A 13,986-nucleotide genomic window follows, 5' to 3' on the forward strand; every position below is an offset into this window, starting at 1 on the left:
GCCTGTGACGCTAAAATCTTCGGCACGTCGTCGCTGTGATGAAACAAAGTGATTGACTTCAATCACCCGCATCAAAACAGGAGAAAAGCTTTGCTTACCATTAACAGTACATTAATCAGCGGTGCAGGCGCATTTAACGCGCTTGAACCGTTGCTGGAAGGAAAACAGAGGGTTTTGCTGATCACCGATAGCAACATTGTCAGGCTGGAGGCAGCCCAACGCATTAACGCCCTCCTGCATGAAAAGCATCGCCAGGTGCAGGTCATTGACAACGTTCCTGCGGAGCCCAGCCAGCATGATGTTATTGCCCTTCTTGCCTCACTTGAAAATAAGCACATCGATATTGTGGTGGGGATTGGCGGCGGCAGCGTTCTGGATGTAGCCAAACTGTTTTCGGTGCTTTGCCACCCTGATGAACACACTATTGAAGCGCTACTTGCTGGGGAGAAGCCACAACAGCGCATATGCTCTCTGCTCATCCCAACAACGGCGGGGACCGGCTCAGAAGCCACGCCGAATGCGATTCTGGCGATCCCTGAACAGGACACGAAGGTCGGGATCATCTCTCCGGTTCTGCTGCCGGATTATGTGGCGCTCATCCCGGAGTTGACGACCAGCATGCCTTCGCATATCGCCGCTTCTACCGGCATTGATGCGTTATGTCATTTGCTTGAATGCTTCACGGCTACCGTGGCGAATCCGGTGAGTGATAATGCGGCACTTACCGGTCTGGCTAAACTCCTGCGCTATCTGGAAACGTCCGTTAATGAGCCGGGCAACCTGACGGCGAAACTGGAAATGCTGTGGGCCTCCTATTACGGCGGCGTCTCAATTACCCATGCGGGTACGCACCTGGTCCATGCGCATTCCTATCCGCTGGGGGGTAAATACCACCTGCCGCACGGGGTGGCGAATGCGATCCTGCTCGCACCCTGCATGAGCGTGGTTCGTGCGTATGCAGTCGATAAATTTGCACAGGTCTGGGATTTACTCCCCCGCGCTGACCGGACGCTCTCTGCGGAAGAAAAATCTTTTGCACTGGTGGACTATCTGGCCGCGCTCGTGAAACGCCTCGGTCTGCCAGACAATCTCGAAGCCCTGGGGGTCCCCCGTAACGACATTCCGGCGCTGAGTGACGCCGCGCTTAATGTCAAACGTCTGATGAATAACGCCCCCTGTTCAGTTACCCATGCGGAGGTCCAGGCCATTTATCAACGTCTGTTTCCCGCGACTTAACCTTGAGGAGAGAATAATGAATAAGAAAATTGAAGGTGTTTTGACCGCTATTGTCACCCCCTTTGATGGTGATGGTGCAGTGAATCCCCCGGCGCTACGTCAGCAGGTAAACAGGCAGCTTGATGCCGGGAATGGCATTTTCTGCGGCGGCACCAACGGTGAGTTTTTTGTTCTCAATGAGCGAGAAAAAGTGACCGTTGCCGAAACCTGTGTTGATGAGGTTGCAGGCCGCGCCAGCGTGGTTGCCCATATTGGTGAAATCTCTACTCGTGAGACCATTCGCCTGGGTAAACAGATTGCAAAACTGGGCGTGGATGCCGTCTCGGTGATCACTCCCTGGTTCGTGCCGTTAAAACAGGACGAGTTGATCGCTCACTACACCGACGTGGCTGATGCCCTCAGCGTCCCGATCTTTTTATATAACATCCCGGCACGTACCGGAAACACCCTTGAGCCACAAACGGTGCGCACTCTCGCCAGCCATCCCAATATTATTGGTATTAAGGACAGCGCGGGCAGTTATGAAAGCCTGAGCAACTTTCTGGATGCGGTAAAAGATATTGATGGTTTTGATGTGTTGAATGGACCGGACTCATTAATACATCAGGGATTCGTTGACGGCTGTTCTGCCTGTATTTCCGGGCTGGCAAACGTCGCGCCAGGCGAAATTAATGCTATCTGGTCACGTTTTAAAGCGGGCGATGTTGCTGGTTCACATCAGGCACAGGAAAGCGTTACGGGGCTACGCACCGAACTGTATAAAGTGGCTTTTTCGCCCGCTGCGGTGAAAAAAGCGCTACAGCTTATGGGACATGATGTAGGCAATAGTCGCTATGCGGTGCATTTTAGCACCACTCAACTTGAGCAGATTAAGCAAATTGTTCATCGCTGGCTGTAGTAATTAAACCCTGTAGCGGCATATCCGGCCGCTATAACCAGAGGATCGAATTATGAAAGTTATTTGTACTTCACCTTCATTCGCTAAATATGACGCACGTCCGCTGGCCACCTTGCAGGATGCCGATCTGGAGCTAATTTGCTTACCTGCCGATGCCACGTTGAGTATGCTTCAGCCACATCTGGCCGATGCCGTTGCCATGATAGTGGCATTTACAGAAATCAATGATGCCATGCTTGCATTTGCTCCCCAGCTCAAAATCGTATGTAAGCACGGCGTTGGCGTGGACAATATCGATCTTGACGCCACACACAAGCGCGGCATCTATGTGACTAACGTACCGAATGCCAATAAACATGCCGTCGCTGATTTTGCGTTTTCACTGGTACTGGGTTGCGCCAGACAACTGACTCAGGCGGTACAGGAAACTCGTGCGGGCCACTGGCCTCGGATTTTTGCCACCGATGTCTATGGTAAGACGATTGGCATCGTTGGATTAGGCAACATTGGTAAACAAGTCGCTTTGCGTGCGCGCGGGTTTAACATGCGCATTCTGGCGTGTGACGCCTGGCAGGATACCGAATTCGCGCAGGAAAATAATATTGAATATGTGTCGCTGGATACCCTTTGCGAGGCCAGCGATTTCATAACGCTACATACCCCGTTAACCGCAGAGACCAAAGATTTATTCGATATGGCCCGGTTACAAAGTCTGAAGAAGAGCGCCTTTTTAATCAATGTATCGCGGGGCGGCGTTGTCAATGAAGAGGCGCTTTATCAGGCGCTCACCACCCATGTTATCGCGGGTGCGGCATGTGATGTTTTTATGCAGGAGCCCTGCGAGAACCATCCGTTATTTTCCCTGGCTAATTTTTTGCCCACAGCCCATATTGCGGGTTATACCGACGGAGCGATAAGTAACATTAGTGAGCTCTGCGTCAATAATATTATTAGCTGCATCATTCACAAGCAGCGACCCGTTAATATCATGAACTCACTATAAAATAATGGCGGACCTCTTTTATTACTGCCCTACAACAACGAACCTCTACTTATGAGCCAGATATATGAATAATATAACTGATAAAACACGTATTCGCTGGTGGATCGCCGGGTTAATGTGGCTTGCTATTGCCATCAATTATATCGACCGTACGGTATTATCTGCCGCTGCCCCACATCTTATAGATGAACTGTCTCTGGACCCCGAAATGATGGGGTTTATTATGGCTGCGTTCTTCTGGTCTTATTCATTATTGCAAATCCCTGCCGGGTGGTTTGCCGATCGCTTTGGGCAGAAAAAAGGGCTTGGGCTGGCGGTAGCCTGGTGGTCTATCGCGACATCAATGATGGGTCTGGCGACCGGGTTTAAATCACTGCTGGCGCTGCGTCTTGCGCTGGGCGTGGGTGAAGCCGCTGCCTATCCCAGTAATGCGGGTATCGCTGCACGCTGGTTCCCGGACAGGGAGCGCGCAACCGTTTCTGGTCTGTTCGATAGCGCCTCTAAGTTTGGCGGTGCTATTGCTATGCCACTGATCGTCTGGATGATCTATCAGTTTGACTGGCGACTCACTTTTTTAATCATCGGTAGCGTCGGGCTCCTGTGGGTTATTGCATGGTATTTTATTTATGCGGAAAATCCTGAAGATCATAAAAAAATCAGTCAGGCTGAAATTAACCATATTCGTGGTGGGCAACGCCAGAAGCATGGTGATAAATCAGTATTACCTATGCGCTGGTACAAATTATTGCGTTATCGGAATATTTGGGCAATGTGTATTGGTTTCTTCACCATTAACTATACTTCATACTTTTTTATTACCTGGCTACCCACTTACCTGGTTAAAGATAAGGGAATGGATTTCATAAAAATGGGGATGGTCGCCGCCCTGCCGTTGTTATGTGGCATGGTAATTGAAGTTCTGGCGGGTTGGGCATCCGACCGTATTGTTCATAAACGACTCCTCTCGCTGACCGCCACACGTAAATTGTTTTTGACGCTCGGTTTAGTGATGGCGCTATGTATTGGATTTGCCCCTTTCACCGACTCGGTATTTATGACGGTATTTTTGCTCTGCGTGGCAAAATCAGGAACGACCGTAGCCGCTTCTCAGGTCTGGGCCTTACCGGGTGATGTTGCGCCCAAAAACAGTGTTTCCATCGTGGCAGGTTTACAAAATACCGTGTCAAACATGGGCGGTGCAGTAGGACCGATTATTACCGGTGCCATCGTGGCGGCAACGGGATCGTTTACCTGGGCATTGGTGTTCTCAGCCGTACTGGTGGTAGTGGGGATCCTGAACTATCTCTTCTTAATGGGTAAGGTCGAGCCAATTGTTGTAGATGCTCCAAAAACAGCTGATTTAGCAACCGTTCAACAACATTAGTCATTATAGCCCGGCGTCGCTGCCGGGCCGCTTTTTTAATCGAGCATCAACTTGCCCACGATATAGGTTTTCGCCTGCCCGCTCATCAATACCCGGTCGCCTTTCAACTCGCAGCGAATATCTCCACCACGGGCTGACACCTGACGGGCAAACATGCGGTTTTTACCCAACTTTTGCGCCCAGTAAGGGATCAACATCGTATGGGCCGAACCGGTCACCGGATCTTCCCATACCGCTTCGCCTGGTGAGAAAAAGCGGCTGACAAAATCATATCCCTCCCCGCCTGGCGCGGTGATGGTGACTTTATGCTCGCCCGGCACCATTGCGGCGATATCAGGCTTAACCGCTTCAACCTGCTGGCGATCTGCCAGTTCAATCAGCCATGCCCGGCCTTTATGCGCCGCCTGATATGACGCAATACCTAACGCGCGCAGCAAGGCAGCTGGCGGTGTTTGCGGTTCGGTACGATCCACCGGAAAATCCAGAGTCAGCCAGTCATCATTACGACTGACCGTCAGCTTGCCAGAGGCAGTATCAAAAATAATGGCTGGTCGGGTATAGCCCCGATGATTGAAAATTACATGTGCCGCCGCAAGCGTAGCATGGCCGCATAAATTGACTTCGTTACGGGTAGTGAACCAGCGCAGGGAAAATCCGTCATTATGTGGAACGAAAAACGCGGTCTCAGACTGATTATGTTGCCGCGCCATGTTAAGCATGATCTCATCCGGCAACCAGTCTGTCAGCGGGCAGACGGCGGCGGCATTACCGCCGAAAGTGCGTTCACTGAACGCATCGACCATATAATAATCAATTAACCGCATGATCTTTCCTCTTGTTGTTATCTCGCTACTACGCTGACATGACGTCCATGGGTTACGCCAGCGTTAATACAAACTATAACGAATCTTTAATTTTCGACCGGTTAAATTGAGATCTGGGTCACAAAATGGTTGTATTTGCGCCAGCGATAGTTTTAAGATCATCTCCTCTTCTTCTGTACAACCAACCCAGATTATCTCTATGACAACGAATACTGTTTCACGCAAAGTCGCGTGGCTGCGGGTGGTTACGCTTGCCATTGCAGCGTTCATCTTTAATACCACTGAATTCGTACCGGTGGGTTTGCTGTCCGATATTGCGCAGAGCTTCGGCATGGAAACCGCGCAGGTCGGTATTATGCTGACGATCTACGCCTGGGTGGTTGCCCTGATGTCACTGCCGTTTATGCTGCTGACCAGCCAGATGGAGCGACGTAAATTGCTTATTGGCTTGTTCGTCCTGTTCATCGCCAGCCATGTTTTGTCTTTTCTTGCCTGGAACTTCACCACCCTGATTATTAGTCGTATCGGCATTGCGTTTGCACACGCGGTATTCTGGTCGATTACCGCCTCGCTTGCCATTCGCCTCGCCCCGCCAGGGAAGCGGGCGCAGGCATTGAGTCTGATTGCTACCGGGACCGCGCTGGCAATGGTGTTGGGTATTCCGATTGGCCGCATAGTAGGCCAGTACTTTGGCTGGCGTACCACTTTCTTTGCCATCGGTACCGGCGCACTGATTACTCTGCTGTGCCTGATTAAACTGCTGCCGAAACTACCTAGCGAGCATTCAGGTTCTCTTAAAAGCCTGCCGCTGCTGTTCCGTCGCCCGGCGCTGATGAGCATCTATCTTTTAACGGTGGTGGTCGTGACAGCACACTATACGGCGTACAGCTACATTGAGCCTTTTGTGCAAACGGTCGCCGGCCTGAGTGGTAATTTTGCGACGGTGCTGCTGCTGATCCTCGGTGGTTCCGGCATTCTCGGTAGCCTGCTTTTCGGCAAGCTGGGCAACCTGCACGCCTCAACCCTGATTTCAGGTGCTATTGGCCTGTTGTTTATTTGCCTGCTATTACTGGTTCCCTCCGCACAAAATGAAAACCATCTGGCTATCCTGAGCGTGTTCTGGGGCGTGGCAATTATGATCATCGGGCTGGGAATGCAGGTGAAGGTACTGGCGCTGGCTCCGGATGCTACCGATGTCGCCATGTCGCTGTTCTCAGGCATTTTTAATATTGGTATCGGTGCCGGTGCGCTGGTGGGCAGCCAGGTAAGCAGCCATTTTTCGATGGCGGCCATCGGCTATGTCGGTGCGGTGCCGGCACTGGCCGCGCTGATCTGGGCGGTTATTATTTTCCGCCGCTGGCCGGTTTCACTGGAAGAACAAACGCAATAATGGCGTATTGAATGGGGCCGTTAACTGGCCCCAAATCATCATCACAGCAAATAATACCGTTTATTTTTTACTCTTCTCGCATCGACAACATATCCTCTCGTTGCACTACAACCCCATGGCGGACGCGGACTTAAACGACTTTTTAGCAAATCGTGGCATCAGCTTATTCATTCAGTTGACTTATGTTTGCCTGGGCAATAATATCCTCCGCAACTAATATACTTGCCGGGGCAACCATTGTGAAAAGTTCAGGGGATCTGTTTAACGAAATCATTCCGCTGGGACGTTTGATCCACATGGTTAACCAAAAAAAAGACCGCTTGCTCAACGATTATCTTTCGCCGCAGGACATTACGGCCACACAGTTCAAAGTGCTTTGCTCTATTCGCTGCGAAGTGTGCGTCACCCCTGTCGAGCTAAAAAAAGTGCTGTCGGTCGATCTGGGCGCCCTGACTCGTATGCTCGACAGACTGGTCTGTAAAGGCTGGGTTGAGCGCTTGCCGAATCCCAATGACAAACGCGGCGTGCTGGTACGACTGACGCCGGAAGGCACCACCATTTGTGAGCAGTGTCATCAGCTTGTTGGGCAAGATCTGCATCAGGAACTAACAAAAAACTTATCGGCGGACGAAGTGGCTACTCTTGAATACCTGCTCAAGAAAGTCCTGCCGTAAACATAAGAGGTAAGACGATGTCCAGACGTAATACTGACGCCATTACCATTCATAGCATTTTGGACTGGATCGAAGACAATCTGGAGACACCGCTGTCACTGGAGAAAGTGTCCGAACGTTCAGGCTACTCAAAATGGCACCTGCAAAGAATGTTTAAAAAAGAAACCGGACACTCGCTGGGCCAGTACATTCGCACCCGTAAGCTGACGGAAATCGCCAGGAAGCTGAAGCAAAGTAACGAGCCGATCCTGTATCTGGCTGAGCGTTACGGGTTTGAATCGCAGCAAACGCTGACCCGAACGTTCAAGAACTACTTCGACGTGCCGCCGCACAAGTACCGGATCATGGATATGCCGGGCGAAGCACGCTATCTACAACCGTTAAATCACTGTAATCACTAATCGCCTGTTTTAAGACGTATCGAGGAAATCATGAAACTGCTCGTCTCCGCTACTTTTGCATTAGCGATGCTGACCGCCGGTCAGAGCTTTGCGGAGCAACCTCGTCACCCTGCTGATGGTAGCGCCCGCGCGACGTTAATCATCCCTTCAGCGTCTGACCAGTCTCCTTTTGATTTTAATCATATGGGTACAGGAAGTGACAAATCCGACGCACTGGGTGTGCCTTATTATAATCAGCACAGCCTGTGATTCGTTTGCCCCGCCTGCGCGGGGCTTTTTTTTGCCCGCCCAATCTGCCGTTTTGTTTATCACGTCCCGGTAATAAATTCCCCTGCTGCAACGCACGCAATCAATATCGCCGCGCTTCTCAAGTTCGTTCCACACATAAAATCACAACATTCACAGAATTTCACAGAGCGTTGTTAAGACGCAAAAACGTAATTATTGATTTAAAATCAATAACTTATTAATTAATACAACCTTAAATGTATGCGTTTTTTTGTGATATTCATCATCTTAATGTGAAAGTATACCCTTCACAATAATGCACATCATCACAACGTAGCGCTGGAATAAAAAGTATGAGCATACGCCTGGGCATCATTGCAGACGACTTTACAGGAGCGACCGATATCGCCAGCTTTATTGCACTTTCAGGCTGGCAGGTCATACAACTCAATGGTATTACCGACAGGAGCATTGATATCACCCATGCCGATGCAGTAGTTATTTCGTTGAAAAGCCGCTCTTGTCCGGTTAATGAGGCAAAACGTCTGACTCGCGAAGCCTGCGAATGGCTCCAGTCTCAGGGCTGTCAGCGCATCTATTTTAAGTATTGCTCAACATTTGATTCTGGTCCGGCAGGCAATATTGGCCCGGTCACGGACCTGCTCCTGGAACTCACACAATCGCCAATGGCAGTGTTATGCCCTGCACTGCCGGTGAATGGCAGAACCGTTGTTCATGGTCATCTTTTTGTGAACGGTCAGCTACTCAATGAGTCCGGGATGCAAAACCATCCGCTCACCCCCATGACCGATGCAAATCTGCTGCGCGTAATGGAACAACAGGCATCAGGCCAGTGTGGCCTGGTATCACTGGATCACGTGCGGACTGGCCGTCAGGCGGTAACCCATCAACTTAATGCTCTGCAACAGCAAAACAAACGCTACGCGGTTCTGGATGCCATGACCGATGAAGATCTGAAAGTGCTTGCGGCGGCAATCCCGGAAAACCTCTTACTCACTGGCGGTTCAGGGCTGGCGGGCGCACTGGCCTTCCTCGCGCCTGAAACGCGTAACGTCACGGATATCTGTACTCCCGGTACTGAAGGAAAATGCCTGGTGCTGGCGGGCAGTAGTTCAACAATGACCAACCGTCAGGTTGCTTTCTATCGCCAGTACGCGCCTTCGTTGTCTATTAATGTTGAACGCGCGTTACACGATAAAACAGCCTACCTGGATGAACTGGTCAGCTGGTATTTATCCCAGTCGGACTCATTGGCGCCGATGGTGTATGCCACGCGTCCCGCCGACGAGGTGAAAGTGATACAACAACGCTATGGCGCAGAAGCTGCCGGCATCGCTATCGAGTCGCTTATTGCTGCGCTTGCCAGGCAACTAACGCATCACGGGGTGAATAAAATCATTGTTGCAGGCGGCGAAACTTCCAGCCTGTTAGTTCAGCACCTCGGCGTAAACGGGTTTGCCATCGGCCAGTCCATTGCTCCCGGTGTTCCGTGGGTAAAGGATGTCTCGCGCAATATGTGGTTAGCGCTTAAATCAGGTAATTTTGGTGACGAGCGCTTTTTTATCAAAGCTCAGGAGCTTTTTAATGAATGAGTTACAACTGCGGGAGCAGATGGTCACGTTGGCCAGTTCAATGTTTATGCGCGGCTATAGCAGCGGTGGCGCAGGAAATATGAGTACGCGCCTGCCGGAGGGAGGGTTTCTGGTGACACCTACCAACTCCAGTTTTGGCTCTCTCGATCCTTCAACCCTCAGCAAACTTGATGCGCAGGGTCAGTGGCTCTCAGGAGAAAAACCGTCGAAAGAGTCATTGATGCATTTGGCTTTCTATCGCCAGCGCGCCGATATTGGTGGTATTGTGCATCTTCACTCTACCTCTCTGACGGCATTGTCGTGTTTGCCAAATCTGGATCCGGATGACTGCCTGCCGCCTATTACGCCCTATTTCGTTATGCGCACAGGTAAATTGCCACTGATCCGCTATTTACGCCCCGGGCATCCGGATCTGGCGGATGAAGTGGCGAAACTGGCCCCGGATCATAATGCGATGCTGCTGGCGAATCACGGTCCTGTTATTGGGGGCACCACGCTGCGCGAGGCGACATTCAATGCCGAAGAGTTGGAAGATACCGCACGGATCTGGTTTATGATCAGGCCCCACGGAATGAACATGCTGAATGATGAACAGGTCAATGAACTGAAAACACGCTTCAGCGTCAACACTACGCCTCCAGCCCCCTAAGGATACTGAAATGTTGCCCGACGAGCGCCGCGTTTTTATCTACAGTCATCTTCACCGTTATGCACACGCAGCGATCGGCGATCTGGCTAAATTACTCGGTGTCTCGCACATGACCATTCGCAGAGACTTAAAAGAAATGGAGAACGAAGGGAGAGTCAAATTCATCAGCGGTGGTGCTAAGTTGAATGAAGTGCTTATTCAGGAATTACCTTACGTTGAAAAAGCAATGCTCCATCATTCAACTAAAAGACAAATCGGGGTCATTGCCGAGCAATTTATTGATTCAGGCAGCGTGATTTATCTCGATGCCGGAACGACGACCTATGAAATCGCCCAGGTCATTGCTAATAAATTAAAAAAAGTCACCGTTATTACGAATGATTTTACGATTGCAGATTTTTTAATGTCGACATCGTGTGTCGAATTGTTTCATACCGGAGGCCGGGTTGACGTTCGCAATCGTTCAGCGGTGGGAAATTGCGCGGCTCAGTTTATTCGTCAGTACAATATTGATATTGCCTTTATAAGCACCAGCTCCTGGGATTGTGAACACGGCATCTCCACGCCTGATGAAGGAAAAATGCTGGTAAAACAGGCAGTCATAGCTTCATCCCGGCATAAAGTGCTGGTCTCAGATTGCAGTAAATATGGCAAATACGGCATGTTCCATATTTGTCATCTTGATCAAATCGATGACATTATTTGCGACGATCAGCTTCCCGCAGAAGCTATCAATAAATTACAACAGCTACCATTGCGCCTGCACCAGGTGAGTCATGCATGGAATAGCAAGGAGAAATAAAATGTAGATTTTTACTCATTCCCTACAATCGATAAATTCTATTACCAGTTTCCAATTATAAATATAAGGCTACTGCACCAGTCAGCCCGGAGGCTCTATGCAATTTGAAATCAGCCACTTTATTTCACTCATTGCATCTATTGCGATATTAGTTATTCTGATTACGAAGTTTAAGTTCCATCCTTTTTTGGCATTAATTATTGCGGCAGGTTTTTTAGGTATTGCTGCGGGATTGTCGCCAACGCAAACAATAAAAAGCTTTGAGAAAGGCTTTGGCGGCGTATTAGGGTCAACCGGCCTGGTGGTGGGGTTGGGTACCATGCTCGGCGGCGTTATGCTGGAGTCGGGTGCGGCTGACAGGATTGCCAATACCTTTATTCGTCTTGGCTCGGTTCGCATGATCCCCCTGACTATCTGCATAGCCGCACTGATCATTGGCCTTCCACACCTTTTCGATGTCAGTTTTGTCATGCTGGTGCCGCTGGTGTATGTCATTGCGCGCCGTACCCGCAGTCAGTTGTTACGTATTGGTATTCCTCTGGCGGCAGGATTATATGTTGCCCACGGTTTAATGTTGCCGCACCCCGCACCAACGCTTGCGATGACAACCTATGGCGCTGATGCCGGTATGTGTATGTTCTACGGACTATTGCTGGCTATTCCGATGGTTATCTTGTCAGGCCCGGTATTTACTCACTTTGCGTTAAAGGTGTTTCCGGATCTGCGCCGTCAGGATTATCGTCAAATGCAAACTAAAGAGAATGAGCAGGAGACGACTCGCCAGAATATGCCCTCCTTCGCGATGTCGATGCTCACCATCCTGCTGCCGCCAATTTTGATGATGTTCAAAACACTGGCAAAAGGATACGTGGAACCTGGCACCGTTCCTGCGGAATTGCTTAACACAATTGGTGACCCGATAGTTTCGCTTCTTATTGCCGTCTTGTTTTCTCTCTGGGCACTTGGCGTGCGCAGCGGCTTCAGCATGAGCCAGTTACAAAAAATCGTCGGCAAAAGCCTCGGCCCGTGCGCTGCCATCATCCTTATTCTCGGCGCTGGCGGCGGGTTTAAAGAGATGCTGTTGGCGACCAATGTCAGTACGCTGATTGCTAACTCTGCAATGCACTGGAACATCTCGCCACTGGTACTGGCGTGGGTTGTTGCCGCCTTAATTCGCATTGCCATTGGTTCCGCAACCGTTGCCGTGGTCACTACAGCCGGGATCGTTGCTCCACTGGCCAGCCACAGCGGTGTGAACCTCGAACTGCTGGTACTGGCGACCAGCACGGGCGGTCTGATGTTATCGCACGTGAATGATTCCGGTTTCTGGCTGTTTAAAGAGTATTTTCAGCTTACGGTGACCGAGACATTGAAAAGCTGGACTCTGCTGGTGTCGTTCTTGTCAGTTCTCGGTCTGATTTTCGTTTTATTGCTTAATGCCCTCGTTGGCTAACCTGTTTATGAATGAGGAAAGAACATGAACTACAGATTGCTGTTTGACACGTTAAATACCCGTGAGATACGCATTGCAATCACCGGGGCATCGGGAGGATTTGGTCGCTCATTACTGGTGCAATGTCGGGAAATTCCGTCAATAAAGATCATCGCCCTCTGCGACCTGAATACTGAAGGCTCAAAGTCATTACTTAACGATCTTAACTACTGTACTGATGCGGAAATTTGCGAAGACGCCGCCCATGCGATTGCCGCTCAGCAGGCGGGAAAAACCGCCATCATACGCGATTACACCCTTCTGGATGCGCTCGATCTGGATATGGTGATTGAGGCTACTGGTAAACCCGAGATCAGCATCGCTATCGCTATCCATGCATTACAGCGCGGCGTTCATGTCGGTATGGTGAGTAAAGAAACCGATTCTGTCGCGGGTCCGTGGCTGAATCAGTTGGCGCTGAAACATGATGCGGTTTACACCACTGTCGATGGCGATCAGCCTTCGAATCTGCTGGGTCTCATCACCTGGGCGCACGTTCTGGGGCTGGAAATTGTCGCTGCCGGTAAATCCAGTGAGTATGACTTTGTCTGGTCGCCTGTGAGCAACACCATCACCTGGTGCGATCGTCAGGTTGAGGTCAGTGGTCTGACGGAGTGCTGGCAGTTAAGCGACGATATTGCCGCCACGCTCGCCAGGAGAACATCACTACTCAGTATGCTGCCGCTTAGCGCCACGCCGGACTATTGCGAAATGAACGTGGTAGCAAACTCCGCCGCGTTAACCCCGGCGTGCGATGAAATGAGCTATCCGATGTGCCATATCAGCGAGCTGGCTGATATTTTTATTCCCGAGGAGGATGGCGGTATCCTGACGCGTCATGGCGTGGTTGATGTGTTTAACTGCCTGCGTCGCGATGACGAAGTGAGCTTTGGCGGCGGTGTGTTTATCATTGTGCGCTGTAAAGATAACGCCACCTGGGAAATGCTGGCTGGCAAAGGGCATGTGGTAAGCAAAAACGGAAAATACGCCTGTATTTACCTGCCGTATCACATTATGGGACTGGAATCGCCGCTCTCCATATTTTCTGCAGTTCTGCACCATCGCGCCTCCGGGGCGACTAATCAGCAGATCCACGCGGTGATGGCAGGGTATGCCGATCGTCCGCTGAAAAAAGGAGAACTGCTGGAAATGGGTGGTCATCATCATACCATCCCCAACGTCAGCGCCCGGCTATTGCCAAAATCCGCTGGTGCAGGCATTGCGCCTTATTACCTGCTGTCGAATAAAGTATTAACCCGTGATATTCCACAAGGCGAGTTGATTCCCCTTGATGCTTTGCAAATAGAAGATTCGCTGCTGTATACCGCGTGGAAGGAAACTTTTTAACCGCTGGCAGAAACGGCAGTCCGGGAGTTCAGGCTTTTGATCACC

The 13,986-nt window shown here is 50.5% G+C and carries 14 protein-coding genes; 13 read left to right on the forward strand and 1 reads right to left on the reverse strand.

Annotated features, from left to right (window positions below):
• Nucleotides 1-90: 90 nt before the first annotated feature.
• The 4 genes from ACMGGS_RS17755 (at nt 91) to ACMGGS_RS17770 (ending at nt 4,521) form a co-directional block, all read left to right on the forward strand.
• Nucleotides 91-1,236 (forward strand): iron-containing alcohol dehydrogenase, encoded by a 1,146-nt coding sequence (locus ACMGGS_RS17755; protein WP_414163728.1) that lies wholly within the window; start codon nt 91-93, stop codon nt 1,234-1,236.
• 16 nt (nt 1,237-1,252) lie between these two features.
• Nucleotides 1,253-2,134 (forward strand): dihydrodipicolinate synthase family protein, encoded by an 882-nt coding sequence (locus tag ACMGGS_RS17760; RefSeq protein ID WP_414163729.1) that lies wholly within the window; start codon nt 1,253-1,255, stop codon nt 2,132-2,134.
• A 52-nt stretch (nt 2,135-2,186) separates the two neighbouring features.
• Nucleotides 2,187-3,137, forward strand: a complete 951-nt coding sequence (locus tag ACMGGS_RS17765) for a phosphoglycerate dehydrogenase (protein WP_414163730.1) — start codon at nt 2,187-2,189, stop codon at nt 3,135-3,137.
• Nucleotides 3,138-3,201: 64 nt separating this feature from the next.
• Entirely contained in the window at nt 3,202-4,521 is a 1,320-nt protein-coding gene (locus tag ACMGGS_RS17770) for an MFS transporter (protein WP_414163731.1), read from the forward strand.
• Between the two features lie 35 nt (nt 4,522-4,556).
• On the opposite strand, the gene ACMGGS_RS17775 is transcribed toward ACMGGS_RS17770, so the two are convergent.
• A complete protein-coding gene (locus ACMGGS_RS17775) occupies nt 4,557-5,345 on the reverse strand; it encodes a PhzF family phenazine biosynthesis protein (RefSeq protein ID WP_414163732.1) in 789 nt (262 codons plus the stop codon).
• A gap of 199 nt (nt 5,346-5,544) precedes the next feature.
• On the opposite strand from ACMGGS_RS17775, the gene ACMGGS_RS17780 reads away from it, so the two are divergent.
• From ACMGGS_RS17780 to ACMGGS_RS17820, 9 genes are all read left to right on the forward strand, one after another.
• Nucleotides 5,545-6,735: a sugar transporter gene (locus ACMGGS_RS17780; protein ID WP_414163733.1), complete on the forward strand. Its 1,191-nt coding sequence runs from the start codon at nt 5,545-5,547 to the stop codon at nt 6,733-6,735.
• Between the two features lie 239 nt (nt 6,736-6,974).
• Nucleotides 6,975-7,409 (forward strand): multiple antibiotic resistance transcriptional regulator MarR, encoded by a 435-nt coding sequence (marR, locus tag ACMGGS_RS17785; protein WP_176917352.1) that lies wholly within the window; start codon nt 6,975-6,977, stop codon nt 7,407-7,409.
• A gap of 17 nt (nt 7,410-7,426) precedes the next feature.
• Nucleotides 7,427-7,810: an MDR efflux pump AcrAB transcriptional activator MarA gene (marA, locus tag ACMGGS_RS17790; RefSeq protein WP_176917351.1), complete on the forward strand. Its 384-nt coding sequence runs from the start codon at nt 7,427-7,429 to the stop codon at nt 7,808-7,810.
• 30 nt (nt 7,811-7,840) lie between these two features.
• Nucleotides 7,841-8,059 (forward strand): multiple antibiotic resistance protein MarB, encoded by a 219-nt coding sequence (marB, locus tag ACMGGS_RS17795; RefSeq protein ID WP_414163734.1) that lies wholly within the window; start codon nt 7,841-7,843, stop codon nt 8,057-8,059.
• 332 nt (nt 8,060-8,391) lie between these two features.
• Complete coding sequence (gene otnK, locus ACMGGS_RS17800) at nt 8,392-9,651, forward strand: 3-oxo-tetronate kinase (protein ID WP_414163735.1); 1,260 nt, start codon at nt 8,392-8,394, stop codon at nt 9,649-9,651.
• Complete coding sequence (locus ACMGGS_RS17805) at nt 9,644-10,300, forward strand: aldolase (protein WP_414163736.1); 657 nt, start codon at nt 9,644-9,646, stop codon at nt 10,298-10,300. Before otnK ends, ACMGGS_RS17805 begins: the two co-directional genes overlap by 8 nt.
• A 10-nt stretch (nt 10,301-10,310) precedes the next feature.
• Complete coding sequence (locus tag ACMGGS_RS17810; protein WP_414163737.1) at nt 10,311-11,102, forward strand: DeoR/GlpR family DNA-binding transcription regulator; 792 nt, start codon at nt 10,311-10,313, stop codon at nt 11,100-11,102.
• A gap of 97 nt (nt 11,103-11,199) precedes the next feature.
• Nucleotides 11,200-12,555 carry a gluconate:H+ symporter gene (locus ACMGGS_RS17815; RefSeq protein WP_414163738.1) on the forward strand — a complete coding sequence of 452 codons (1,356 nt, stop codon included), beginning with the start codon at nt 11,200-11,202 and terminating at the stop codon, nt 12,553-12,555.
• Between the two features lie 24 nt (nt 12,556-12,579).
• Complete coding sequence (locus ACMGGS_RS17820; RefSeq protein ID WP_414163739.1) at nt 12,580-13,941, forward strand: hypothetical protein; 1,362 nt, start codon at nt 12,580-12,582, stop codon at nt 13,939-13,941.
• The last annotated feature ends 45 nt before the right edge of the window (nt 13,942-13,986 follow it).

It is taken from the genome of Superficieibacter sp. BNK-5, from assembly GCF_047456055.1.
In the GTDB taxonomy this organism is placed as follows: Bacteria; Pseudomonadota; Gammaproteobacteria; order Enterobacterales; family Enterobacteriaceae; genus Superficieibacter.

Coding starts and splice junctions, on each gene's coding strand:
- ACMGGS_RS17760 (WP_414163729.1), top strand. CDS start 1,253: ATGAATAAGAAAATTGAAGGTGTTTTGACCGCTATTGTCACCCCCTTT.
- ACMGGS_RS17765 (WP_414163730.1), top strand. CDS start 2,187: ATGAAAGTTATTTGTACTTCACCTTCATTCGCTAAATATGACGCACGT.
- ACMGGS_RS17770 (WP_414163731.1), top strand. CDS start 3,202: ATGAATAATATAACTGATAAAACACGTATTCGCTGGTGGATCGCCGGG.
- ACMGGS_RS17775 (WP_414163732.1), bottom strand. CDS start 5,345: ATGCGGTTAATTGATTATTATATGGTCGATGCGTTCAGTGAACGCACT.
- ACMGGS_RS17780 (WP_414163733.1), top strand. CDS start 5,545: ATGACAACGAATACTGTTTCACGCAAAGTCGCGTGGCTGCGGGTGGTT.
- marA (WP_176917351.1), top strand. CDS start 7,427: ATGTCCAGACGTAATACTGACGCCATTACCATTCATAGCATTTTGGAC.
- marB (WP_414163734.1), top strand. CDS start 7,841: ATGAAACTGCTCGTCTCCGCTACTTTTGCATTAGCGATGCTGACCGCC.
- otnK (WP_414163735.1), top strand. CDS start 8,392: ATGAGCATACGCCTGGGCATCATTGCAGACGACTTTACAGGAGCGACC.
- ACMGGS_RS17805 (WP_414163736.1), top strand. CDS start 9,644: ATGAATGAGTTACAACTGCGGGAGCAGATGGTCACGTTGGCCAGTTCA.
- ACMGGS_RS17810 (WP_414163737.1), top strand. CDS start 10,311: ATGTTGCCCGACGAGCGCCGCGTTTTTATCTACAGTCATCTTCACCGT.
- ACMGGS_RS17815 (WP_414163738.1), top strand. CDS start 11,200: ATGCAATTTGAAATCAGCCACTTTATTTCACTCATTGCATCTATTGCG.
- ACMGGS_RS17820 (WP_414163739.1), top strand. CDS start 12,580: ATGAACTACAGATTGCTGTTTGACACGTTAAATACCCGTGAGATACGC.